General features: G+C 72.3%; 20 protein-coding genes and 1 riboswitch. Of the genes, 16 read left to right on the top strand and 4 right to left on the bottom strand.

Annotation, left to right across the window (positions count from 1 at the left end; genetic code table 11):
* Positions 1-4: 4 nt before the first annotated feature.
* Genes AB0E67_RS01265 through AB0E67_RS01245 form a run of 5 tightly spaced genes read left to right on the top strand, consistent with a single transcriptional unit; the run spans position 5 to position 8,196 of the window.
* Entirely contained in the window at positions 5-3,526 is a 3,522-nt protein-coding gene (locus tag AB0E67_RS01265; RefSeq protein ID WP_362019351.1) for a thiopeptide-type bacteriocin biosynthesis protein, read from the top strand.
* A complete protein-coding gene (locus tag AB0E67_RS01260) occupies positions 3,523-4,947 on the top strand; it encodes a lanthionine synthetase C family protein (RefSeq protein ID WP_362019348.1) in 1,425 nt (474 codons plus the stop codon). The genes AB0E67_RS01265 and AB0E67_RS01260 overlap by 4 nt, the downstream gene beginning before the upstream one ends.
* Complete coding sequence (locus AB0E67_RS01255; protein ID WP_362019345.1) at positions 4,944-5,960, top strand: ABC transporter ATP-binding protein; 1,017 nt, start codon at positions 4,944-4,946, stop codon at positions 5,958-5,960. The genes AB0E67_RS01260 and AB0E67_RS01255 overlap by 4 nt, the downstream gene beginning before the upstream one ends.
* Complete coding sequence (locus tag AB0E67_RS01250; protein WP_362019342.1) at positions 5,957-6,778, top strand: ABC transporter permease; 822 nt, start codon at positions 5,957-5,959, stop codon at positions 6,776-6,778. The genes AB0E67_RS01255 and AB0E67_RS01250 overlap by 4 nt, the downstream gene beginning before the upstream one ends.
* Positions 6,775-8,196, top strand: a complete 1,422-nt coding sequence (locus tag AB0E67_RS01245; protein ID WP_362019340.1) for a hypothetical protein — start codon at positions 6,775-6,777, stop codon at positions 8,194-8,196. Before AB0E67_RS01250 ends, AB0E67_RS01245 begins: the two co-directional genes overlap by 4 nt.
* Before the next feature lie 90 nt (positions 8,197-8,286).
* Here the strand turns inward: AB0E67_RS01245 and AB0E67_RS01240 are convergent, their stop codons facing one another.
* The 4 genes from AB0E67_RS01240 to gcvT form a co-directional block, all read right to left on the bottom strand.
* Complete coding sequence (locus AB0E67_RS01240) at positions 8,287-9,669, bottom strand: L-serine ammonia-lyase (RefSeq protein ID WP_362019338.1); 1,383 nt, start codon at positions 9,667-9,669, stop codon at positions 8,287-8,289.
* 178 nt (positions 9,670-9,847) lie between these two features.
* A complete protein-coding gene (gene glyA / locus AB0E67_RS01235) occupies positions 9,848-11,107 on the bottom strand; it encodes a serine hydroxymethyltransferase (protein ID WP_351522854.1) in 1,260 nt (419 codons plus the stop codon).
* A gap of 19 nt (positions 11,108-11,126) precedes the next feature.
* Positions 11,127-11,504, bottom strand: a complete 378-nt coding sequence (gene gcvH / locus AB0E67_RS01230; RefSeq protein ID WP_351522852.1) for a glycine cleavage system protein GcvH — start codon at positions 11,502-11,504, stop codon at positions 11,127-11,129.
* Positions 11,505-11,638: 134 nt separating this feature from the next.
* A complete protein-coding gene (gcvT, locus tag AB0E67_RS01225; RefSeq protein WP_362019335.1) occupies positions 11,639-12,754 on the bottom strand; it encodes a glycine cleavage system aminomethyltransferase GcvT in 1,116 nt (371 codons plus the stop codon).
* 144 nt (positions 12,755-12,898) lie between these two features.
* Positions 12,899-12,996: riboswitch (glycine riboswitch) on the bottom strand.
* Positions 12,997-13,150: 154 nt separating this feature from the next.
* On the opposite strand from gcvT, the gene AB0E67_RS01220 reads away from it, so the two are divergent.
* The 11 genes from AB0E67_RS01220 (at position 13,151) to AB0E67_RS01170 (ending at position 25,042) form a co-directional block, all read left to right on the top strand.
* A complete protein-coding gene (locus AB0E67_RS01220) occupies positions 13,151-13,840 on the top strand; it encodes an AAA family ATPase (RefSeq protein ID WP_362019332.1) in 690 nt (229 codons plus the stop codon).
* Positions 13,841-14,104: 264 nt separating this feature from the next.
* Positions 14,105-14,875, top strand: a complete 771-nt coding sequence (locus tag AB0E67_RS01215) for an enhanced serine sensitivity protein SseB (protein ID WP_362019329.1) — start codon at positions 14,105-14,107, stop codon at positions 14,873-14,875.
* A 257-nt stretch (positions 14,876-15,132) separates the two neighbouring features.
* Positions 15,133-15,906, top strand: coding sequence for an enhanced serine sensitivity protein SseB C-terminal domain-containing protein (locus AB0E67_RS01210; protein WP_362019326.1), 774 nt, complete (start codon positions 15,133-15,135; stop codon positions 15,904-15,906).
* 448 nt (positions 15,907-16,354) lie between these two features.
* Entirely contained in the window at positions 16,355-17,359 is a 1,005-nt protein-coding gene (locus AB0E67_RS01205; protein WP_362019323.1) for an ABC transporter permease, read from the top strand.
* 95 nt (positions 17,360-17,454) lie between these two features.
* Positions 17,455-19,227, top strand: coding sequence for an ABC transporter substrate-binding protein (locus AB0E67_RS01200; RefSeq protein ID WP_362019320.1), 1,773 nt, complete (start codon positions 17,455-17,457; stop codon positions 19,225-19,227).
* A gap of 167 nt (positions 19,228-19,394) precedes the next feature.
* On the top strand, positions 19,395-20,396 hold the full coding sequence (locus tag AB0E67_RS01195) for an ABC transporter permease (protein ID WP_362019317.1): 1,002 nt from the start codon (positions 19,395-19,397) through the stop codon (positions 20,394-20,396).
* Complete coding sequence (locus tag AB0E67_RS01190; RefSeq protein ID WP_073784655.1) at positions 20,393-21,490, top strand: ABC transporter ATP-binding protein; 1,098 nt, start codon at positions 20,393-20,395, stop codon at positions 21,488-21,490. Before AB0E67_RS01195 ends, AB0E67_RS01190 begins: the two co-directional genes overlap by 4 nt.
* A gap of 83 nt (positions 21,491-21,573) precedes the next feature.
* Positions 21,574-22,869, top strand: a complete 1,296-nt coding sequence (locus AB0E67_RS01185; protein WP_362021352.1) for a dipeptide ABC transporter ATP-binding protein — start codon at positions 21,574-21,576, stop codon at positions 22,867-22,869.
* Between the two features lie 18 nt (positions 22,870-22,887).
* Entirely contained in the window at positions 22,888-23,559 is a 672-nt protein-coding gene (locus AB0E67_RS01180; RefSeq protein WP_362019314.1) for a trimeric intracellular cation channel family protein, read from the top strand.
* A gap of 243 nt (positions 23,560-23,802) precedes the next feature.
* Positions 23,803-24,675: a thioesterase family protein gene (locus tag AB0E67_RS01175; protein WP_362019311.1), complete on the top strand. Its 873-nt coding sequence runs from the start codon at positions 23,803-23,805 to the stop codon at positions 24,673-24,675.
* Positions 24,676-24,910: 235 nt separating this feature from the next.
* Complete coding sequence (locus tag AB0E67_RS01170) at positions 24,911-25,042, top strand: hypothetical protein (protein ID WP_362019308.1); 132 nt, start codon at positions 24,911-24,913, stop codon at positions 25,040-25,042.
* Positions 25,043-25,071 lie beyond the last annotated feature (29 nt).

Genomic DNA, 25,071 nt, shown 5'->3' with positions numbered 1-25,071 from the left:
CACGGTGAGGGAACGGCCCGAGACACCGCCCGGGACACCGGCACCGTTCGGTACGACGCCCGGGACGCAGTCCGAGAACGAGCCCCGGACGTCGGTGCGGGCATCGACGAGGACATCGGCCAGGGCATCACCCGCGGCACCGTTCGAGGCGAAGGACGTCTTCCTGTACCGCGCGCCGCTGGCGCCGCCGACGCCTCCGTCCGGGGCGCGGACCGAGGCCCGGAGCGGCCTGCGGGCACCCACCGGGGGAGACCCCCGGTCCCTCGACGCCTGTGCCCGGCTCCTCGCCTCGGCCGCCGCGGACACCGTTCTCGGCGAGGCGCTCGATCTCGCCTCGCCCAGCCTCGGCGCCCTGGTGCGTCGCGTCTCCGGGCACGGCCCCGACGGCATCAGGCCCGGGCAGCTGCGCCGGGCCGCGCTCGCCGTGCTCCGCTACGACATCAGGATGCGGACCCGGCCCACCCCGTTCGGCCTGTTCGCGGGCGTGGCCCGCGGCCGGTTCGACACCACCGCCGAGTCCGGGCGCGGCACGGCGCACCGCACCCGCACCCATGCCGACATGCAGTGGCTCACCAGGATCGGCCACCGACTGGAACGCGATCCCGCCGTGCTGTCCACGCTCATCGTCCAGGCGCACCAGGCCCTCGTCGCGCGCGGGGACCGCCTCCTCCTGACCGCCCCCTCCACGCAGGGCGTGCCCCCGGGCGAGGGCGGCGAGGGCCGTTCCACCGTGTCCGTGCGCAGGACCGCGGTCGTCGAACGGGTCGTGACCGAGGCCATGACCCCACTGCCGTACGGGGAACTGCTCCGGCGCACCACCGACGCCTTCCCCGGGACGTCCCCGGAACGGGTGCGGCGTCTGCTCGCCGAACTGGTGCGGGGGGAGATCCTCCTGACCGGACTGCGCCCGCCGCTGGACGGCGGCGACCCGCTGCACCACGTCATCGGAGTGCTCGCCGGGGTCGCCGAACCGTCCGGGGAGACCCTTCGGACGCGTGACGCGCTGCTGGCCGTGGAGGAGCGGAGGAAGGCGTACGACGCCCGGCCCGTCGGCGCCGGACGGGAGGAGCTGGGCAGGCTGCTGAGCACCGCGCGGTCGGTGGAGCCCGACGACACCCCCCTGCACGTCGACACCCGCCTCGACGCCGATGTGCGGCTGCCGTACGCGGTGCGCGACGAGATCGAGACCGCCGCCGGGGTGATGTGGCGGCTGTCCCGCCCCAAGCTCGGCCTGCTCGCGCTGCGCGACCACCACCGCCGCTTCCTCGACGTCTACGGGGCCGACCGCGTGGTGCCCGTCCTGGAACTCCTCGACCCGTCGACCGGACTCGGCGCCCCCGAGGGCTACGGCTGGCCCAACAGCGAGGCGGCGCCCGTACCGCCGGAAGCGTACGAGGGGCCGCGTACCGCCCGCAGGAACCGCGCCGTTGCCCGGCTCGTGGCCGTCGCGCAGCGGACCGGACGGCGCGAGGTGGTCCTCGACGACGCGGATCTCGACGAGCTGTGCCACGACGCGGCCGACCCCGCGGACGTGCCCAATTCCTGCGAGGTGACGGTGCAGGTCGTCGCCGCCTCGGCGGCGGCGCTGGACGCGGGGGACTTCCTGGTCTTCCTCTCGCCCTCGCCCGGATCGCACCGGGCCGGTTCCACCTTCGCCCGGTTCGCCGACCAGCACCCTTCCTGGCAGACGGAGTTCGCGGCGCTGCACCGCGACAACCCGGTGCACGTCCAGGACGCCGTCGCCGTCGACCTCGCCTTCCGGCCGCGCTCGGGCCGGGCCGCCAACCTGGCCCACACCGTCCCGGCCACCGGCCGTCGCATCGGTGTGGGCCTGCCCGACGCGCCCGGCACGGAGGAACTGCGCCTGGCCGACATCGGCGTCGGCGCCACCCTCGACCGGCTGACCGCCGTGCACATGCCCACCGGCCGCGAGATCGTGCCCGTGCTCGGCAACATGGTCAGTGCCCCCGCCCAGGCTCCGAACGCCGTCCGCCTGCTGTGGGAGATCGGGCTGGAGGGACAGCGGCTCTGGGAACCCTGGAACTGGGGCTCGTTCGCCGACGCGCCGTTCGTCCCCCGGGTGCGGCACGGGCGGTTCGTGCTGGCCTCCGCGGTCTGGCGGCCGGACGGGATCCGGGCGCGGGCCCGTGACCTGCGGACGAGGGACGACGGGGAACGCACCGCCGACTGGGCGCGTGCCGTGGCCGGCTGGCGGGCCGACTGGGACGTGCCGAGCCGGATCCTCGCGGTCACCGCCGACCAGCGGCTGCTGCTCGACCTCGACGACGTCTGGCACCGGGAACTGCTGCTCGACCAGTTGGCGCGCCATCCGGACCTCATCGCCCAGGAGGTCCCCGGGGAGCACGAGGACTGGCTGGACAGTCCGCTCGCCGGGCACGTCGTGGAACTCGTCGTCCCGATGACCCGCCGGGCCGCCGGCCGCCCCCTGCGCCGCCCGTACGCCGGAAGCCGCGACCCCGTGCGGAGCGGTCGCGTCGAGAGCCGCGCGCCGGGCGCACCGCCCTCGTCCGCCGCGCACGCCCCACGCACCCCGGATTCTCCTCGTACTCCGCACGCCCGGCCCACCCCCGGCCCGCCCCGCCCCTCGTCCGCCCTCCGCACCTCGTACGCGCCCCGTACTCCGCGCACGGTCCACGGACTCGGCGGCGAATGGCTCTACCTCAAGCTGCGCGGATCGGCCCGCGCCCAGGACGATCTGCTGCGCGAGCACGTGCCCGCGCTGGTCGAGCTGGCCGGGCGGCACGGAGCCGACCGCTGGTTCTTCGTCCGGTACACCGACGACCACGGCCACCACCTGCGGCTGCGGCTGCACGGGCCATGTCCCGAGGCCCTGTGGGGCACGGCCGCCCCGGCGCTCGGCGCGCTGCTGCGGACCTGGCAGCGGGACGGGGTGGTGCGCGGCCACAGCCTCGACCAGTACGACCCGGAGACCGAGCGCTACGGCGGCCCCGCCGCCCGGCGCCCGGCCGAGGACGTGTTCCGGTACGACAGCGAGGCCGCCGTCGCGCTGCTGCGCGTGGCCAAGGACCCCACGAACGGCTACGACGTCGACGATCTCGCCGTCCTCTCCTGCGCCGCGCTGGCCCACGCGTTCGGGACGCCCGTGCCCGGCGGCCCGAAGGCAGCCGAGGGGTACGGCGACGACGCCGCCGCGACCTGGCTTTCCATGACCGGTTCGCGCCGCGACCTCCCCGGGGCCTTCCGCGCCCGGAGCGCGCGCTGGCGCGAACTCGTCGACCCCTACGGCGGCTGGCCCGCCCTCGCGCGCGACCCGGCCGGCGCCCGTGTCCTCGACGCGCTGCGCCCGCGCGACCGGGCGGTGGGACGGCTCGCCGCGTGCGTGCGGGCGGCGGGGGAGACGCCCGAGGGACGGGTCGTCGGAAGTCTGCTGCACATGGTGTGCAACCGCCTGTTCGGCGGTTCCGGCGCCCGCGAGACGACCGTGCTCGGCATCGCCCGCGGCGCCGTCCAGGACCACGCCAACCGCCGGAGGCACCAGCAGTGAGTTCCACCAGCACCCGCCCCGACCCACCCTCCCGTGCCGCTTCGGACCCGGCCCCCGCCGCCCCGGGAGGCCCCCCGGCCCTCGACGTCGACGCGGTCGTCGGTCTCGTCGCCGAGCGGCTCGCCGACCCGGAGCACGTCGCAGCGGTCGCCTCGCGGGACGACAACCGCGACCCCGTCTACGACGCCGTCATGTGGGGGCCCCTGACACTCGCCAACGGACTGCCGGGCACCGCCCTCCTCCACGGCGAACTGGCCCGCACCGACGAAGCCCGGCGACAGGTCGCCCACCGTCATCTCGTGGCCGCCGGGCGCGCCATGGCGACCGCGCCGAGCCGGGGCCTGTTCTCGGGACCGGCCGCGCTGCTCGCCGCCGCGCAGACCTGCGCGGGGCCCGAGGGCCACTACCGCTCGCTGCGGCGGGGGCTCGCCGCCCGGGTGGCCGAGGACCAGACCGAACGGCTGCGGGTCTTCCGCGCCCGCGCGCGGGAGAGCGGCCCCGGTGTCGACTGGGCCGCGTACGACCTGATCAACGGGGTGTCGGGGACGACCAGACTGCTCCTGGACGCGGTCGCCGACCCGGCCGAGAACGGCTCCGCCGTCGAAGCGGCGCTCGCCGCGTCCCTGCGCCACCTCGTCGACCTCACCGCGCCGGTCCGTGCCGACGGCCACCGGGTCCCCGGCTGGTGGGTGCCCGCCGGTCTCCAGATCGGCGCCCGGGACCGCGAGACGTACCCGCGCGGGGACTTCAACCTCGGCATGGCGCACGGCATCGCCGGACCGCTCGCCGTGCTCAGCACCGCGTACGAAGCCGGACACGGCACCCCGGAGCTGTGCGACGCCGTCCGGCGCGTCGCCGAGTGGCTGCTGGGCTGGACGCTGAGCGACGACTCCGGCCCGTACTGGCCCGCCCGCGCGGGCTGGGACGAGGAGATCGCGCCGCACCGCCCGCGACAGCTGTTCACCCGCACGGCATGGTGCTACGGCACCCCCGGCGTCGCCGCCGCGCTGTTCCGGGCCGGTACCGCCCTGGACCGGCCCGACTGGCGTACCGCCGCCGTCGACGCGCTGCGGGCCGCGCTGCGCCGCGACGAGTCGCGGTGGGCGATCGAGGGGCCCACCGTCTGCCACGGGTACGCGGGCCTGCTGCGTGTCGTGGCCCGGATCGCCGAGGCGACCGGCGATCCCGATCTGCGTGCCGGACGCCGACGTCTGACCGGCAAGGTGCTGGAACTCGTCGACGAGAGCGCGCCCTTCGCGTTCCGCCACCTCATGCGCTTCCCGGCCGCCGCCCGTTCGCCCGTACCCCACCGCGCCGTCGACACCGCGGGCATGCTGGAGGGCGCGGCGGGCGTCGCCCTCGCGCTGCTGCCCGTCGGCGACGGGCCGCTGCCGTGGGACCGCACGCTGGGGCTGGCATGACCGCCCGGCCGCCGACGACGCGCCACGAGGCCGTGACACCGGCCTTCGAGATCACCGATCTCGTCGTACGCCACGGCAGGGTGACCGCCGTGCATGGGGTGTCGATCAGCTCGCCGCCGGGCCGTGTCACCGCCCTGCTCGGCCCCAACGGCGCGGGGAAGTCGAGCCTGTTGGGGGTCGTCTCGACGGCCGCCCGGCCCGACGCGGGCACGGTCCGCGTCTTCGGCCACGACGTCCGCGACTCACCGACGGCCGCGCGGCGCCGCCTCGGGCTCGTCTTCCAGGAACGCACCCTGGACAAGGAACTCTCCGTCGAACGGAATCTGTGGTTCCATGCCCGGCTGTACGGCATGAAACGAGCCGACGCCCGGGCCCGGATCAGCCTGCTGCTGGACCTGTTCGGCCTCGCCCGCCGCCGCCGACAGCCGGTCGAGGAGCTCTCCGGCGGACTGGCCAGACGCGTCGAGATCGCCCGCGCGCTGCTGCACCGGCCCGGGCTGATCGTCCTGGACGAGCCCACCAACGGCCTCGATCCCACCGCCCGCGCCACCGTCTGGTCCGATCTGCTGCGCCTGCGCGACGAGTTGGGGGTCACCGTCCTGTACGCGACGCACTACATGGACGAGGCGGAGTACGCCGACGAGATCGTCATCCTGCGCCGCGGCCGGGTCGTGCGGCAGGGCAGCGTCGACCGGCTCAAGGGCGGCCTGGAGTCGTCCCGCCTCGTGGTCGGCTGCGCGGACGACGAGGCCGCCGCACGGCAGTTGCGCGCGGCCGGTTTCGAGCCGCTGATCGAACCCGGCGGGGTCGCGGTGCACTGCCCCGACCCCGAGGCCCGGATCGCGGAGGTGGTGCGGGCGCTGGACGTCCCGGTTCTGGCGGTCTCCGTGCACCACCCGTCCATGAACGACGTCTACCTGGCGGTGGCCGGCGAGGACGCGGCGGCCGCAGAGGGTACGACGGCCGGGCCGGGCGAGTCGCCCCAGCGCCCGGAGGAGGCGGTCACGCCATGACCGCGACGAACGCCCCCGCTCCCGCTCCGGCGTGCGCCCCGCCCGGCCCCGCGGACGACGACGGCAGGCTGCGGGTGGCGCTGCGCGCCGTCGGGGTCATCGCCCACCGCGATCTGCTGCGGCAGGCCAAACGGCCGGGTGTGCTGATCAGTCAGGGCACCCAGATCTTCTTCTTCGTCCTGGTCTACGCCGTCGGCTTCGACGGAATGATCGGTTCGGTCCGTGACGTACCGTTCAGCGCCTACGTCTTCCCCGGCATCATCGCCATCCAGGTCGTGTCGATCGGGGTCGCCTCCGGTCAGACGTACGCCTGGGACCGCGAGTACGGGGTGCTGCGCGAACTCCTCGTCGCACCGGTGCCCCCGGTCTGCCTGCCGTTGGGGAAGGTCGTCGCCGGCGCGGGGACGGTGACGGCACAGAGCACGGTGATGCTCGCCTTCGCCCCGCTGATGTGCGTGGACCTGACGGCGGGCCGGTTCGCCGCCGCGCTCGGCTGCTACGCGCTGGCCGCCACCGTGTTCAGCGTCATCGGCCTCTGTCTGGCCACCGTCATCACCCGCGTGCAGACGCTCCAGGCCACCGTCCAACTCGCCATGTTCCCCATGCTGTTCCTTTCCGGTTCGGTCTTCAGCCCGCAGGACGTCCCGGCCTGGCTCGGCTGGATCATGCACGTCAACCCCATGACGTACGCCGTCGACCTGGCCCGGCAGACCCTGCTCGGCAGCGGTGGTCTGCTGCCGCGCTGGGCGGACCTGGGTGCTCTCGCCGCGATCCTGGCGGTCGCCATGACGGTGCTGCGGCTGCGGAGCGGGCGGTGAACGGCGCGGCCGACGAGGCGCACTGGCCCGCGCTCCCCGCGCACGCCGGGCACGTGGGCGATCTGTTCCTGGCCGAGGAGGAAGCCGCCCGTCGGGTGCTGGCGGGGGCGCTGGAATGGATCGAGGCGCAGCTGGACTGGTTCGCTCCGGGGCGCTGGGAGGAGTTCCTGCCCCGCCGCCCCTTCCGGCCCGGTCCGCTCCTCGAACTGCTCGGACTGGTACGGGTGCTGGACCGCTCGGGCATCGTGCCCGTCACCGCGCCCCTGTCCTCCCGGGCCCTCGACCTGGCGGAGGAGATCGTCCACGAGCCGGAGTTCGGACGCGGTCTGCGCCGCGGCGACGCGTTCTTCCCGTACCACCTCAACCTGACCGCGCTCCTGGAACTCCTCGGCCGTCCGCAGCCCGTGCTGCGCGCGTCCTGCCAGGCACTGCTCACCGCGGACGCGGGTGGCCACTGCCGGCCGTACAAGCCGGTCCTCTCCAGGATCGAGCTGCGCTACTTCGTCGATCGCGGCGGTTTCGTGGCCCCCGACCGGCTGCCCGGCCCCGGCCCGCTCTACCGGGAGAGCATCGCCGCCCGGGGAGCGGACGTCCTCCGGCTGACGGGCGACGAGACCTACGCGCTCACCCATGTCCTCCTCTACGCGACGGACTTCGGCCGGCGCCACCGCCTGCCCTGCGGGGGCGAGACGGTGGCGCGGGTGCGCGAGACCGTGCGGATGCTGCTCGGTGTCCACCTCGCCCGGGGGAGCCTGGACCTCCTGGCGGAACTGCTGCTGTGCGACGCGGCCCTCGACGGGGGCCAGGGGCGCACGCCGGATTCCCGGCCCGGTCCGGTGCCGGGGCCGGACCCATGCACCGTTGCCGTTCCCGCTGCGAGGATCGTCCCGGGGCAGTGGCGGCGGGCCGGCTGGAACGCGCTGGCCGCCGCCCAGCGCCCGGACGGTGCCGTACCCGGTCCGGTGCACCGCCCCGAGATCCTGGCCGGACTGGCGGGGGACACAGCCGCCGCGTACCTCTTCGGCACCTGCTACCACACCACGCTCGCCTCGGCCCTCGCCGCCGCCGCGCGAAAGCCGGCTGAGGCGCCGGGTCCTGCGGGCCCCTCGGAATCCACCGGATTCCCGCTGCCCCGCGCACACCCCGAGGAGATCCGGCACTGGGCCCGAGACGCGGCCGACGCGGCCCGGACCGCCCCGCCCGCCGCACGGGCGGAATGGGCGGCGTGCCTCGGCCCCCTGCTCGCCCTCACCGTCCGGGCCCACGACCCGGCCGTCCTGACGGACGTCCTGCGCGCCGCCGAATGCCTCGGCCACGGCGACGACCCCCTGGCCCGCTCGGCGGCGGCCCTCCTCGCGGCCTGGGGCCCGGGGCCGGGCCTGGGCCCCAGGGCGGGGACGGCCGCCGGGGAGGGCTGAGGAGCGCGGGCCTCGATCCGGGCGACGGAGCCGCTGACGACACGGATGCCCTCGGCCCAGTTGCCACCGGGCACGAGGCCACCCGTCCCCTCAGCACTCGATGATGTTCACCGCGAGCCCGCCCCGGGCCGTCTCCTTGTACTTCACGCTCATGTCCGCGCCGGTCTCCTTCATGGTCTTGATGACCTTGTCCAGGGAGACCTTGTGGCTGCCGTCGCCACGCAGCGCCATCTTCGCCGCCGTGACGGCCTTGACCGCGGCCATGCCGTTGCGTTCGATGCACGGGATCTGCACGAGGCCGCCGACCGGGTCGCAGGTCAGGCCGAGATTGTGCTCCATGCCGATCTCGGCGGCGTTCTCGACCTGCTCGGGGGTGCCGCCGAGGACCTCGGCGAGGGCGCCCGCGGCCATGGAGCAGGCGGAGCCGACCTCGCCCTGGCAGCCGACCTCGGCGCCGGAGATGGAGGCGTTCTCCTTGAACAGCATGCCGATGGCCCCGGCGGCGAGCAGGAAGCGGACGACGCCGTCCTCCTTCTCCGCCTCGGTGGCGCCGCCGGCCGCGAAGTTCATGTAGTAGTGCAGCACGGCCGGGATGATCCCGGCGGCGCCGTTGGTGGGCGCGGTGACGACCCGGCCGCCCGCGGCGTTCTCCTCGTTGACCGCCATCGCGTAGAGGGTGATCCACTCCATCGCGTGGGCCTGCGGGTCGCCCTCGGCGCGCAGCTGGCGGGCGGTGGTCGCGGCGCGGCGGCGGACCTTGAGGCCGCCGGGCAGGATGCCCTCGCGGGACATGCCGCGTGCGACGCACGCCTGCATGACGCGCCAGATGTCGAGCAGACCCGAGCGGATCTCGTCCTCGGTGCGCCACGCCTTCTCGTTCTCCAGCATCAGCGAGGAGATGGACAGGCCGGTCTCACGGGAGAGCCGCAGCAGTTCGTCGCCGGTGCGGAAGGGGTGCTTCAGCACGGTGTCGTCGAGGACGATCCGGTCCGCGCCGACCGCGTCCTCGTCCACGACGAAGCCGCCGCCGACCGAGTAGTACGTCTTCTCCAGCAGTGTCGCGCCGTCGCGGTCGAAGGCGAGGATCGTCATGCCGTTGGCGTGGTAGGGGAGGGCCTTGCGGCGGTGCAGGACCAGCTGCTCGTCGGCGTCGAAGTCGATCTCGTGCATGCCGAGCAGATCGATCCGGCCGGTGGCGCGGATGTGCGCGACCCGCTCGTCGGCGGTCTCCACGTCGACCGTGCGGGGCGACTCGCCCTCCAGGCCGAGCAGGACGGCCTTGGGGGTGCCGTGGCCGTGGCCGGTCGCGCCGAGCGAGCCGTACAGCTCCGCGCGTACCGAGGCGGTGTGGGCGATCAGCCCCTCGTTCTTCAGCCGGCGCGCGAACATACGGGCGGCGCGCATCGGGCCGACCGTATGGGAGCTGGACGGGCCGATGCCGATCGAGAACAGGTCGAAGACCGAGATGGCCACGGATACTCCTCAGGGTTGGTAGACGCCGTTGTCTGCCGGGTGATGCGTACGGGCCGGTCGGCCCGGAGAGCAGGGGACAAGGGATGGGGCACCGCGCACACTGTCCCAGTGTGCGCGGTGCCCCGCCCGAGAGCCGCGGACCGTGTTCCGGACTGTTCCGGTACGGCCCGAGCCCGGCCTACGACAGGCCGGGGTACAGCGGGAACTTCTCGGCCAGCGCGACGACACGGGCCTTCAGGGCGTCGGCGTCGTACGACGGCTTCAGCGCGGCGGCGATGATCTCCGCCACCTCGGTGAAGTCCTCGGCGCCGAAACCGCGGGTGGCCAGGGCGGGCGTGCCGATCCGCAGCCCCGAGGTGACCATCGGCGGCCGCGGGTCGTTCGGGACGGCGTTCCGGTTGACGGTGATGCCGATCTCGTGCAGCCGGTCCTCGGCCTGCTGGCCGTCCAGCTCGGAGTCGCGCAGGTCGACGAGGACCAGGTGGACGTCCGTGCCGCCGGACAGCACGGAGACACCGGCCTCGGTGACGTCCGGCTGGACCAGGCGTTCGGCGAGGATGCGGGCACCCTCCAGCGTGCGCTGCTGGCGCTCCTTGAACTCCTCGGTCGCCGCGACCTTGAACGAGACCGCCTTGGCCGCGATCACGTGCTCCAGCGGACCGCCCTGCTGACCCGGGAAGACCGCCGAGTTGATCTTCTTGGCCAGCTCCTGCGTCGACAGGATGACGCCGCCGCGCGGACCGCCGAGGGTCTTGTGCGTGGTGGTCGTGACGACATGGGCGTGCGGCACCGGGTTGGGGTGCAGGCCCGCCGCCACCAGCCCGGCGAAGTGCGCCATGTCGACCATCAGGTACGCGCCGACCTCGTCCGCGATCCGGCGGAAGGCGGGGAAGTCCAGCTGACGGGGGTAGGCGGACCAGCCGGCGACGATCAGTTTCGGCTTGGCCTCCTTGGCCAGGCGCTCGACCTCGGCCATGTCCACGAGGCCGTCTTCGCCCACGTGGTACGGGACCACGTTGTAGAGCTTGCCGGAGAAGTTGATCTTCATGCCGTGGGTCAGGTGACCGCCGTGGGCCAGGTTCAGACCCATGATCGTGTCGCCCGGCTTCAGCAGCGCGAACATCGCGGCGGCGTTGGCCTGCGCTCCCGAGTGCGGCTGGACGTTCGCGGCCTCGGCGCCGAACAGGGCCTTGATCCGGTCGATGGCGATCTGCTCGACGACGTCGACGTGCTCGCAGCCGCCGTAGTAGCGGCGGCCCGGGTAGCCCTCGGCGTACTTGTTGGTGAGGACGGAGCCCTGGGCCTCCATCACCGCGACCGGAGCGAAGTTCTCCGACGCGATCATCTCGAGGGTGGACTGCTGGCGGCGGAGCTCGGCGTCGACGGCGGCGGCGACGTCCGGGTCCAGCTCGTGGAGGGAGGAGTTGAGAAGCGACATCAAGTGGTCCCTTGGGGTCTCAGTTGCCGGAGAACTCGGTGTACTCGTCGGCGGAGAGCAGGTCCTTCGGCTCCTCCGCGACACGTACCTTGAACAGCCAGCCGCCTTCGAAGGGAGCGGAGTTCACCAGCGAGGGGTCGTCCACGACGTCCTGGTTCGCGGCGGTGACCTCGCCGGTCACCGGCGAGTAGAGGTCGCTCACCGACTTGGTCGACTCCAGCTCGCCGCAGGTCTCGCCCGCGGTCACCGTGTCGCCGACCGCGGGGAGCTGTGCGTAGACGACGTCACCGAGCGCGTTGGCGGCGAACTCGGTGATGCCGACCGTGGCGACACCGTCCTCGGCGGTCGACAGCCACTCGTGCTCCTTGCTGTAACGCAGCTGCTGGGGGTTGCTCATGACCTGAATTCTCCTGTACGCGGGGGAGTGCTGATGAACGGTGGTCTTACGGTATGAGACGCGATTGCGTCACTTTCGGGGCACTCGGGTGCCGGACGCGGCGCCGGCACCTCTTCCGGAGCCCCGGCCGGGCGTCACTTCCGGCGCTTGTAGAACGGCAGCGCCACGACCTCGTACGGCTCGTGGTTGCCCCGGATGTCCACCCCGACGCCCTCGGTGCCGGGCGTGGCGTACGCGGCGTCCACGTACGCGATGGCGATCGGCTTGCCGAGGGTGGGCGACGGGGCGCCCGAGGTCACCTCGCCGACGACCTCGCCGCCGACGACCACGGAGTAGCCGGCGCGCGGCACCCGGCGGCCCGCGGCGACCAGCCCGACGAGCTTGCGGGGCGGGGCGGTCTCGGCGCGCCCGGCGGCGGCCTCCAGGGCCTCGCGGCCGACGAAGTCGCCCTCCTTCTCGAACTTCACGACCCGGCCGAGACCGGCGTCGAACGGGGTCAGCGCGGTGGTCAGCTCATGGCCGTAGAGCGGCATGCCCGCCTCCAGGCGCAGCGTGTCGCGGCAGGAGAGCCCGCAGGGGACCAGGCCGTGCGGGGCACCCGCCTCGGTGAGGGCCTTCCACAGCCCCTCGGCGTGCTCGGGCGCGACGAACAGCTCGAAGCCGTCCTCGCCGGTGTAGCCGGTACGGGCGATCAGCGCGGGGACACCGGCGACCGTGCCCGGAAGCCCGGCGTAGTACTTCAGGCCGTCCAGGTCGGCGTCGGTGACCGAGGAAAGGATGGCGACGGAGGCGGGCCCCTGGACGGCGAGCAGCGCGTACGCGTCGCGGTCGTCGCGCACCTCGGTGTCGAAGCCCCCGGCCCGGGCGGTGAGCGCGTCCAGCACGATCTGGGCGTTGCCCGCGTTGGCGACGACCATGTACTCGGCCTCGCCGAGCCGGTAGACGATCAGGTCGTCGAGGATGCCGCCGTCCTCGGCGCAGATCATCGTGTAGCGGGCGCGGCCGACGGCGACGGTGCCGATGTTGCCGACCAGCGCGAAGTTCAGGAAGTCCGCGGCCTCGGGGCCGGTGACGGTGATCTCGCCCATGTGCGACAGGTCGAAGAGACCGGCCGCGGTACGGACCGCGTTGTGCTCGTCGCGCTCGCTGGCGTAGCGCAGCGGCATGTCCCAGCCCGCGAAGTCGGTCATGGTCGCGCCCAGCGAACGGTGCAGGGCATCGAGGGCTGTATGGCGGGGTGCGGTGGTCATGGTGTGGCTCCCGGGGCATGACGGCGAGGACGATCCCTCCCCATCTGTCATCGGAACCTGAGAGGTTCGCCGAAAGCCCCCGAAGGGTCCGGTTCGGCTTGCACCTTGGGTGGAGCCGCCGGGCGGCCCGCTTTTCAGATCTGCCTCATCCACGCGGTACGGGGCCTGAGAGATTCAAGGGAGGAACTTGCTCCTTCGGCGCCCGGCCCATGCAACGACCGGAACTCTCCCGCGCGGATTCAAACGGCCTTTATGCAGTTGGCCGGGCCATCATCGCACGCATCGCGCCGGAGTGGGGCCCCGGTCCCCGGGGCAGTTCAACGGCGTGGACGGTTGTGCCGCATTACCACTTCTTTACACTTCGGCCATGGGTGGACATCCGACAGGGGGAGGGCGATGACGTTACGGCGGTACGCGACGACCGCGGGGGCCGCGCACGGCGCGATGCCCGCACAGGCCGGAGCCCCGGCCGGGGAGGCGCTCGGCCGTCCCGCACCGGTCGTGCGCGACCTGCGGCGGCGCGGCGGGCACGCCCCGCGCGGCCTGCGCTTCGCGGCGGGCGACGTGGTGGTGGTCTCCGGGCTGCCCGGCAGCGGCAAATCCACCCTCATCCGGCGGACGGCCACGGTCCGCACCATCGATTCGCAGGACACCCGGGACCGCTGGGCGGGGATGATGCCGCGCCTGCTCCCGTACGCCCTCTACCGCCCCCTCGTCCGCCTCGCCCACTACGCGGGGCTGCGGCGGGCGCTGCGCTCCGGCGAGTCCGCCGTCGTGCACGACTGCGGAACGCAGGCCTGGGTACGCCGCTGGCTGGCCCGTGACGCGCGGCGCCGGGGCCACGACCTCCACCTGCTCCTGCTCGACGTCACGCCGCGGACCGCGCGGGAGGGGCAGCGGGAACGCGGCCGGGGCGTCTCCGGGTACGCGTTCGCCCGGCACCGCAGGGCGGTCGGCCGGCTGCTCCGGGACACCGAGCTGGGACTGCTGCTGCCCGGCTGCGCCTCGGCCGTGCTCCTGGACCGGGAGGCGGCGGGGCTGCTGGACCGCATCACGTTCACGGGGGCGCGGCCCGGGCCCGGGTAGCCGATCACGTTCACCGGGTGCGGCTCGGGGCCGGGCGGCCGCCGGGACGGGCAGCGACGACCGGGGCGGGGAGTGGCAGGGGGCGGGCTCGCCCCGCCCGCGACTCCGCCCGCCGCGTGGTCGTCGCTCGCCGACGCCGCGCCGCTCCCTCCGCCCTCGCGGTCGAGGCCGTACGAGGAAGCTCCCTGATCCACCCCGCTCGCCCCCAGGTCGTAACCTTCTGCCGGAAGGCTCGGGCAGGAGCTCGGGAAAGAAGGGGAAGCAGTGGACATTCCGGCGCAGGTCCAGTCCCATCCGCAGAGCGGATGGCCGGCCAACGAGCTCGAAGAGGTGCTGATGGCCTCGGTGGGAGCGGCGGAGGCCGGCGGGCGCCTCGTCGAGGTGCTCGGGCGCAGCCACGTATGGGTGCCGCTCCCCAACGGCGGCGGCCCCGACTCCCCGGACCTCGACCTGCCGACGCTGGAGATCGACGGAGCGGCGTTCGTCCCCGTCTTCAGCTCCGAACAGCAGTTCCTCGGCTGTGTCGGCGACCGGATGTCCTACACCGTCGCCCCCGCCGTCGAATTCGCCCGCGGCCTGCCCCCGCAGCTCGGCATGGCCGTGAACCCCGGCGGCGCGGTCGGGATGCCACTGCCGCCGCCCGCCGTGGCCGAGCTCTGCCGCACCGGACGCACCCCGCTGGACGGACCGGCCACCGGAGGCCGGGTCCGCCTGTACGAACCGGACTGGCAGGAGGAACCCGTCGACTTCCTCTCCGCCGCCGCCGGGGAGTTCGAGGAGAGCGGCGTCGTGCTCACCGCCCGCCGCACACTGGCCAGCATCGAGGGCGACGACCCCGTCCTCTTCATCGGTGTGGAGTTCGCCGCCTGGGACGAGGCCGCGCGCGATGCCCCGATGGCCGCGCTGGGCCGCGCGCTCGGCCGCGTGGCGGTGCCCTGGCCGGTCAACCTGGTCCTGCTCGACGTGGCGCAGGACCCGGTCGGGGACTGGATGCGGGAGCGGATCCGTCCGTTCTACCAGCGCGCGCAGCGGTAGGCCGGGTCGTCGAGCCGCCGCCCGCCGTGCGACGCCCGGCTCGCACCCACGCGGGGCGGCGAACGCCAGTGCGAGGCGCGCGGTGGGCGGACCGCCTGCCGCGCACCCCGCGGACCGCCCTCCGGGTCCGAGGCGTCAAGTCGGTGTCAGGAGCGGCACCTAAGCTGGTTTCATGGCGGGTGTCACGGCATCATGCCGCGCCCGTGTGCCCCGGGAGCGGCGGGCCGGCACAGTGGATCGAAGAGGGGCGGGACCAGGTGAGTGCGTCAGGCACCGCGGCGGCCGGGCAGGTCGAGCACATGCTGCGCCAAGTGACGCCCGGGCGCTACGACGCGTACGAGGCACTGCTCCAGGCCCTCGCGCACGACCGGATCTGGATGCTTCTCTGGAACGGCCGGGCGGGTTCGCCCGACGCCCAGTACGGAAACATGGAGATCGACGGTCTCGGCTACGCCCCCTGTGTGACCTCCGCCCAGGAGCTCTCGGCCAGCGGCTGGACCCGGGCCCATGAAGTGGTCACCGGCCTCGACATCGCCCGCGCCCTGTTCCCCGACCGCTGGGGCATCTGGCTCAACCCGCACGCCCCGGGCGGCGGCGTCGGCATCCCCTGGCTGGACCTGCGCCGGATCGCCACCGGCCTCGACCGGATGCCCGCCGGTCCGCTCCGGCTCACCGAGCCGGCCATCGAGATCCCGCAGTTCTACGCCCTGCTCGCGCAGAACGCCCACCGCACCCCCGCGATCCGCTCGCTGCGCCGCGCCTGGGTGCAGCCCGCGCTCGGCACGGCGTACCTCGCCATCGGCCTCGACCTGTACGACACGAGCCGGCCCTCCGTCGACGCGGTGCGCGCGATGATGCGGCAGTCTCTCGCCGCGGTCCCGGAGGGGCTGCCCGTCTCCACCGTCGCGATGTCCGACGAGTACGACCCGGTCGCGATGTGGCTGCGCGTCAACTCCCGCCCGTTCTACGACCGTGAGGCCCACGCCCCGGCGCCCGGCTACGGCTACCCGCCGGGCGCGGGCGCGTACTGACACCGTTTCCCGCGGGCGCGTGCGCCGTGGCGCGTGAGTGCGCGCAAGCCGTCCCGCGCCGTGCGACGCGTCCACCCCTCCCTGGCATCCGGCGCACGGTCGTTCGACCAGAGATGTCCGGAACATGCCGCACATGCCCTTCATGTCGCACATCTCCGTTCAGGAACCGTCTGGTGGCGAAAGCGAAGAGTATGCGAGTCATCGCCACGTTGAACATCAACTGACCTGTGTTCGACGGGCGTTCACGTGCGTCCGAATAACGGATCGCGTCGGCCCGCATCACGGTTAGGCATCCATTCGCCTGTCGGTATGGCTACCGCGCGCGGCTGCGATGAAGACTCCCGCAGCAAGGGCGTCTTGCCGCCTCCGCGTACGACTTGACTGATCCGTGCCGCCACAGCGGCCAGTTCGGCCCGGCCACCGCCGGTTGAGAGGGGTCCTTGCCACGATGACGGCACCACTGCACGAGCCGACCACGGAGACGGATCCGAACGCGACCGGTGGGCCCGCGGCCGGCTCCGGGGCCAAGAAGGTCGAGGGACGCTCCCTCAAGCAGATCGCCTGGAGCCGCCTCAAGCAGGACAAGGTCGCTCTGACGGGTGGCATCGTTGTCCTCCTCCTGATCGCGGTGGCGGTCTTCGCGCCGCTGATCGTCTCCCTGCTGGGGCACCCGCCGAACGACTTCCACCAGGACAAGCTCGACCCGCTGACCAACCTGCCCACCGGCTCCCTCGGCGGCATCAGCAGCGACTTCCTCTTCGGGGTCGAGCCCAACAAGGGACGGGACGTCTTCAGCCGGATCGTCTACGGCGCCCGTATCTCGCTGCTCGTGGCGTTCCTGGCGGCCCTGGTCGCCGTGGCCCTCGGCACGCTCTTCGGCATCGTCGCCGGCTACTTCGGCGGCTGGATCGACGCCGTGATCAGCCGGGTGATGGACGTGCTGCTCTCCTTCCCGCAGCTGCTCTTCATCATCTCCCTGGTCTCGGTCCTCCCCGACGACCTGCTCGGTCTCACCGGCAGCGGGGTGCGCATCGCCGTACTCGTCGCCGTCATCGGCTTCTTCGGCTGGCCGTACGTGGGACGCATCGTCCGCGGACAGACGCTCTCGCTGCGCGAACGCGAGTACGTGGAGGCCGCGCGGAGCCTCGGCGGCGGGCGCGGGCACATCCTCTTCCGTGAACTGCTGCCGAACCTGGTGGCGCCGATCACCGTCTACGCGACGCTCATGATCCCCACCAACATCCTCACCGAAGCGGCCCTCAGCTTCCTCGGTGCCGGCGTCCGCCCGCCCACGGCCTCCTGGGGCGGCATGCTGCGCGACGCCCTGGAGACGTACGAGCACGACCCGATGTTCATGGTCTTTCCCGGCGTGACGATCTTCATCACCGTACTGGCCTTCAACCTCTTCGGGGACGGGCTGCGCGACGCCCTGGACCCCAAGGGGACCCGATGACCCACGACTTGCCCCTGCCGCACCGTCAGGTGGCTTCTCCCATGGTTCTCCGGCATGCAACGGCCTGGGACCGCGATCTCGGAGGTTGCGAGAAAATGTCCACGGTTTCCACGAAGCGACGGCTCACCGCTGGTGCGGCCCTCGTGGTCGCGGCGCTGATGACCACCACGGCGTGCGGCGGCGGCGACGGCGACAGCGACGGTGGCAGCGCGAAGGGCGCGGGCTTCAACGCGGCGTTCAACAAGGTCGCCAACCCGTCCACCAAAAAGGGCGGAACGCTGAAGATGGTCGGCAAGCAGGACCTGGACTCGGCCGACCCGCAGCGTGCCTACTACGGCATGGCCTGGGACTTCATGCGCTTCTACACCCGCCAGCTGGTCACGTACGACACCAAGCCGGGTGTCGCCTCGACCACGCTGGTCGGTGACCTCGCCACCGGCCCCGCCGAGATCACGGACGGCGGCAAGACCTACACGTACAAGCTGCGTGAGGGTGTGACCTGGGAGGACGGCTCCAAGCTGACGTCCAAGGACGTCAAGTACGGCATCGAGCGCATCTGGGCGACGGACACCATCACCGGTGGTCCGCAGTACCTGAAGCAGGCGCTGGACCCGAAGGGCGAGTACAAGGGCCCGTACAAGGACTCGTCGCCGGACAAGCTCGGCCTGAAGGCGATCGAGACGCCCGACGACAACACCATCATCTTCAAACTGCCCAAGCCCAACGGCGACTTCGAGCAGTTCCTGGCCATGCCGTCCGGCACGCCCGTGAAGGCGTCCCAGGACACCAAGGCCAAGTACACCCAGCGCCCGTTCTCCTCCGGCCCGTACAAGTTCGAGTCGTACAAGCCGAACAAGAGCATCGTGCTCGTCCGCAACGACAAGTGGCAGAAGTCGTCGGACCCGGTGCGCGCCGCGCTCCCCGACAAGATCACCGTGACGATCTCCGCCAACCTGGAGGAGAACGACAAGAAGCTGATGGACGGCGACTACGACGTCGACCTCAACGGCACCGGCATGACCCAGTCCGGCCGCGTCACCGCCATCCAGAAGCACAAGGACAGCGTCGACAACATGCAGACGTCGTTCGTCCGCTACGTCGCCCTGGTCCACACCGCGAAGCCGCTCGACGACGTCCACTGCCGCAAGGCCGTCTTCTACGCCACGGACTTCGCCGCCCTCCAGCAGGTCCGCGGCGGCGAGATCGCCGGTGGCGCGATCGCCAACAGCGCCCTCCCGGCGTCCATCAAGGGTCACAGCGACTACGACCCGTACGGCGTCCTCGCCCGCAAGGGCAAGCCGGACCTGGCCAAGGCCAAGGACGAGCTGAAGCAGTGCGGCCAGCCGAACGGCTTCTCCACCAAGCTCACCGCCCGCAACAACAACCCGGGCGAGGTCGACACCGCCGAGGCGCTCCAGGCGCAGCTCGGCAAGGTCGGCATCAAGGTCGCGGTCGACCCGATCAACGGTGCCGAGGCGGCCAGCATCAGCGGTTCGCCGTCGGTGGTGAAGCAGCGCGGCTACGGCATGACCATGAGCGGCTGGGGCCCGGACTTCCCGTCCGGCCAGGGCTTCGGCCAGCCGCTGTGGGACAGCCGCTTCCTCTCGGAGACCGGCAACTACAACGAGTCGCAGCTGAAGGACCCGCAGGTCGACAAGCTCTTCGACCAGGCGATCGCGGAGACCGACGCGGACAAGGCCGGTGAGATCTACGGCCAGATCGACAAGCGGATCCTCGACCAGGCCGACTGGATGCCCTTCATCTACGAGAAGAACATCACCTGGCGCGGCAACCGACTGACGAACGTCTACATGTCCGACGCCTACAACGGCCGTTACGACTACGTCTCGCTCGGCGTCGTCAAGTAGTCGCTGCCGGCAGCGGCAACAGCAGCCGCTGCCGGCAACAGCAACAGCGGCCGACCCCGTCGGCCGCCCCACCGCCGCCGAAACCCGCCAGTCCGAAGGGCAGGTGATGGCCGGGGCGGTGGCCGGGAACCCCACGAGGGATCCCGGCCACCGCCGGGCCGCGCACAGTGCTTGCTTATCTCATCCGGCGCCTGTTCGCCGTAGTCATCATGGTGCTCGTCGTACTGCTCGCGACCTTCACCATCTTCTTCATGCTGCCCAAGTGGGCGGGTCAGGACGTCGCAGTCCTCTTCGCCGGCAAGGCCACCGGTGCCGAGCAGCTCGCGGGCATCCGGATCAAACTGGGGCTCGACGAGCCCCTCCTCGTCCAGTTCTGGGACTTCGTCAAGGGCATCCCGATGGGGCGCGACTACGCGAACGGTGACGACGTCACCCACTGCGCCGCCCCCTGCTTCGGGTACTCCTTCCGCACCGAGGTACCGGTCTGGAACACCCTCAAGGACGCGCTGCCCGTCACCGGCGCGCTCGCCGCGGGCGCCTGCGTGCTGTGGCTCCTCGGCGGCGTCGCCACCGGTGTCGTGTCCGCGCTCAAGCGCGGCACCATCTGGGACCGGGCCGCGATGACCACCGCCCTCGGCGGCGTCTCCCTGCCGATCTTCTTCACCGGCATGGTCGCGATGGGCCTCTTCGTGCACAACCTCGGGTGGGTGCACATCGCCGACAACCTCTCCACGGACGACGGCATCGGCGTCTGGTTCCAGACCCTGATCCTGCCGTGGATCGTGCTCGCGTTCCTGAACGCCGCGATGTACGCCCGGCTCACCCGGGCCACCATGCTCGACGTGCTGGGCGAGGACTACATCCGCACCGCCCGCGCCAAGGGCCTGGGCGAGGGCACCGTGATCACCCGGCACGCCCTGCGTTCCGCGATGACGCCGATCCTCACCGTCTTCGGCCTCGACATCGGCGTGCTCCTCGGCGGAGCGGTCCTCACCGAGTCCACGTTCAACCTGCCCGGTCTGGGTCTCGCGGCCGTCCAGGCCATCAGTGACAAGGACCTGCCCGTTATCCTCGGCGTCACCCTGTTCGCGGCGCTCGCCATCGCCGTCGCCAACCTCGTCGTCGACATTCTGTACGCCGTCATCGACCCGCGAGTGAGGCTGGGATGACCGAACTGCACAAGAGCGGTGCCGCGCTGGGCGAACCCGTCGCGGACTCGCCCGCCCCCACCGCTTTCCTGGACGTGCGCGACCTGAAGGTGCACTTCCCGACCGACGACGGTCTCGTCAAGTCCGTGGACGGGCTCAGCTTCACGCTGGAGAAGGGCAAGACCCTCGGCATCGTGGGCGAGTCCGGCTCCGGCAAGTCCGTCACCTCGCTCGGGATCATGGGGCTGCACACCGCCGGCCAGTACGGCAAGCGCAAGGCCCGCCTCTCGGGCGAGATCTGGCTGGACGGCAAGGAACTGCTGTCCGCCGACCCCGACGAGGTCCGCAGGCTGCGCGGCCGCGACATGGCCATGATTTTCCAGGACCCGCTGTCGGCGCTGCACCCGTACTACACGATCGGCAAGCAGATCGTGGAGGCGTACCGGGTCCACCACGACGTGGACAAGAAGACCGCCCGCAGGCGCGCGATCGAGATGCTCGACCGGGTCGGCATCCCGCAGCCCGACAAGCGCGTGGACAGCTACCCGCACGAGTTCTCCGGCGGGATGCGCCAGCGCGCGATGATCGCGATGTCGCTGGTCAACAACCCCGAGCTGCTGATCGCCGACGAGCCGACGACCGCCCTGGACGTGACCGTCCAGGCGCAGATCCTCGACCTGATCCGCGATCTGCAGAAGGAGTTCGGCTCCGCGGTCATCGTCATCACCCACGACCTGGGCGTGGTGGCCGAGCTCGCCGACGACATCCTCGTGATGTACGGCGGGCGCTGCGTCGAGCGCGGACCGGCCGAGAAGGTGTTCTACGAACCCCGGCACCCCTACACCTGGGGACTGCTGGGCTCGATGCCGCGTCTCGACCGCGACCAGACCGACCGGCTCATCCCGGTCAAGGGCTCCCCGCCGTCGCTCATCAACATCCCGTCGGGCTGCGCCTTCAACCCGCGCTGCCCGTACGCGGACGTGCCCGAGGGCGACGTGACCCGCACCGTGCGGCCCGAGCTGCGCGAGGTCGGCGGCCGGCACTGGGCGGCCTGCCACATGTCGCAGGAGCAGCGGGAGCGGATCTGGACCGAAGAGATTGCGCCCAAGCTGTGAGCGAGGACAAGGCCGTGACGAGCGAGGACAAGGGCATGGCGAGCGGGGGCGAGGACGTGGCGAACGCGGGCAGGGACACGGAGATGCCCGGGCAGCGGGCCGCCGGGAACGGGGCGACCGCCGACAGGGGCTCCGCCTCCCGCGAGGTGCTGCTGAGGACGACCGGCCTGCAGAAGCACTTCCCGATCAAGAAGGGGATGCTGCAGCGCACCGTCGGCGCCGTGAAGGCGGTCGACGGGATCGACTTCGAGGTGCACGCGGGCGAGACCCTGGGCGTTGTCGGGGAGTCGGGCTGCGGCAAGTCGACGATGGGCCGGCTGATCACCCGGCTGCTCGAACCCACCGCGGGGAAGATCGAGTTCGAGGGCCAGGACATCACGCACCTCGGCGTCGGCGCCATGCGCCCGATGCGCCGCGACATGCAGATGATCTTCCAGGACCCGTACTCGTCCCTGAACCCCCGGCACACCATCGGCACGATCGTGGGAGCCCCCTTCAAGCTCCAGGGCGTGACGCCCGAGGGCGGTGTGAAGAAGGAGGTCCAGCGGCTGCTGGAGGTCGTGGGCCTCAGCCCCGAGCACTACAACCGCTACCCGCACGAGTTCTCCGGCGGCCAGCGTCAGCGCATCGGGATCGCCCGCGCGCTCGCGCTCAAGCCCAAGCTCGTCGTGGCGGACGAGCCGGTGTCGGCGCTGGACGTCTCCATCCAGGCACAGGTCGTGAACCTGCTCGACGACCTCCAGTCCGAGCTGGGCCTGACGTACGTGATCATCGCCCATGACCTCTCGGTCGTCCGGCACGTCTCGGACCGGATCGCGGTGATGTACCTCGGCAAGATCGTGGAGCTGGCCGACCGCGACTCGCTCTACAAGGCGCCGATGCACCCGTACACCAAGGCGCTGCTGTCCGCGGTCCCGATCCCGGACCCGAGGCGCCGGTCGGCCAAGAGCGAGCGCATCCTGCTGAAGGGCGACGTGCCGTCGCCGATCTCGCCGCCCAGCGGATGCCGCTTCCACACCCGCTGCTGGAAGGCGACGGAGACCTGCCGGACGCAGGAGCCGCCGCTGGTCGCGCTGAGGACCGGGCACCAGGTCGCCTGCCACCACCCGGAGAACGCGGCGGACCAGGTGCCGGGGGAGACGGTGACGGAGGAGGCGCGCGAGGCGATCGAGATCGTCTCGATCCAGAAGACGGACGCCGACGGCGGCGCGGCGGAGGAGTCCGCGGCGGAGAAGCCGGCGGCCGGGTCCGCGGCGGGGGAAGCGGCGGAGGAGTCGGCCGGGGGTTCGGCCGCGGAGGGTCCCGCCGAGGGACCGTCGTCCGGTGCCGCCGCAGGGGGAACAACGTCCGATACGCCGGAGGTCGGCCCCAAGGAGTAGTACCGGCACAATTGCCCGGTGCTCAACGAACTGTTCACGCCCTCCGTCCAGCACGCGCTCGACATCGCCGGGATCTTCGTCTTCGCGATCTCGGGCGCGCTGCTCGCCGTACGCAAGAACTTCGATGTCTTCGGCATCGCGGTGCTCGCCGAGGTGACCGCGCTGGGCGGAGGGCTGTTCCGTGACATCGTCATCGGCGCGGTCCCGCCCGCGGCGTTCACGGACCTCGGCTACTTCACCACCCCGCTGCTCGCCGCGGTGCTGGTGTTCTTCCTGCATCCGCACGTCGAGCGGATCCAGGTGGCGGTCAACGTCTTCGACGCGGCGGGCCTCGGGCTGTTCTGCGTCACCGGCACGGTGAAGGCGTACGGGTACGGCCTGGGCCTGACCGCGTCGGCGGCGCTCGGCCTGGCCACCGCGGTGGGCGGCGGCGTACTGCGCGACGTCCTGGCCAACGAAGTGCCGTCCCTGCTGCGCTGGGACCGGGACCTGTACGCGGTGCCCGCGATCGTCGGCGCCGCGATCATCGTGCTGTGCATCCGTTTCGACGCACTCAACGCGCTCACCAGCGGTGCCGCGGCGATCGCGGCGTTCGTGCTGCGGCTGCTCGCGATGCGCTTCCACTGGCGCGCCCCGCGCGCGTACAACCGGCGGTCGTCGACGGCCGAGGAGAGTTCCGCGGCCATGTGACGTGGTCCGTGCCTGTGACGCGGGTTCGTCCATGGCCGGCGGCCCGTTGATGGAGGACGGCCCGTTCATGGGCGGCGGCCCGTTCCGGGTGGTCGTTCCGGACGGGGTCGTTCCACGGGAGGCGGTGTGCCCCCGGGTCACGACTTCCGGGAGTATCCGGTCATCCCGACCCCATTCTTCTCATCATTCTTCTCATAAGAAAAAGCTACCGCTTAGTAACGCTGTCGGTGTACGGTGCATCGCATGGCACAGGCAGCAGAGCGAGCGGCGCGAATCACTCAGGCGACCGCGACCATCGGTGACAGCGAGTTCGACCGCGACACGGCCGTCGCCCGTCGTGAGGAAGGCGTCTACGACGCCGAGCTCTCCGCCGGATGGACGATCATCCATGCGGTCAACGGCGGCTATCTGCTGGCCATGCTCGGCCGCGCGCTCGGCGACGCCCTGCCCCACCCGGACCCCTTCTCGATCTCCGCCCACTACCTCACCGCGTCCGTCCCGGGCCCCGCGGTGATCCGCACGCAGACGGTCCGTACCGGCCGCACCCTCTCGACCGGGCAGGCATCCCTCTTCCAGTACGCGGAGGACGGCACCGAGACCGAGCGCATCCGTGTCGTCGCCACCTACGGCGATCTGGACGCGCTGAGCGAAGAGGTGCGCACCTCGGCGAAGCCGCCGGCCATCCCCCCCGTCGAGCACTGCCTAGGCCCCGGCGACGGCCCGGCCCCCATCCCCGGCAGCTCCGCCATCGCCGACCGGATCGACATCAAGCTCGACCCGGCGACGGTCGGGTGGGCGGTCGGAGCCCCTTCCGGAAAGGGCGAGATGCGTGGCTGGTTCGGCCTCGCGGACGGTCGTGACCCCGATCCGCTCTCCCTCCTGCTCACCGTCGACGCGCTGCCGCCCACCGCGTTCGAACTGGGCCTCAAGGGCTGGACGCCGACCGTCGAACTCACCACCCACGTCCGCTGCCGCCCCGCCCCCGGCCCGCTGCGGGTCTCCATCACCACCCGCAACCTCGCGGGCGGCTTCCTGGAGGAGGACGCGGACGTCTGGGACAGTGCGGACCGTCTGGTCGCCCAGTCCCGTCAGCTGGCCCGGGCGCCGCGCGGGTAGCGGCGGCGGGAGGGCCCGGCCCCGACTCTCCCGCGACTCGGGAGGGCCGGGGCCGCTCGGTCGACGGTGTCCGGCCGGGCGAAGGCCGGGGACTCCCGGGCCGACGGCGTCCGGACCCTGATCGGTTCGGTCGATGCCGCTCGGACTCGGACCGGCGTCGCCCGGGCCGCCGCTGCCCGGAATCAGGCCGACGTCGGCCGGACCGGCACCGGCCGGACCGGCACCGTTTGGCTTGGTGCCGCTCGGACCGGAGGTCCGTGACCGCGCCCACCAGCCGCTCCGCGAGATCCTGCGCGCCCATGAGGGGGACGGTCCGCCGCGCCTGCGCAACGCCGCGTGGCCGGTCACCGCCGCGCGCCCCGAGTGACGTGCATGACCGGCGCGATGCACGCGACG

It is taken from the genome of Streptomyces sp. NPDC032161 (assembly GCF_040636995.1).
Taxonomy (GTDB): Bacteria; Actinomycetota; Actinomycetes; order Streptomycetales; family Streptomycetaceae; genus Streptomyces.
The sequence above is the reverse complement of the archived record's forward strand: the minus strand, read 5'-3'. Positions and strand labels throughout refer to the sequence as shown.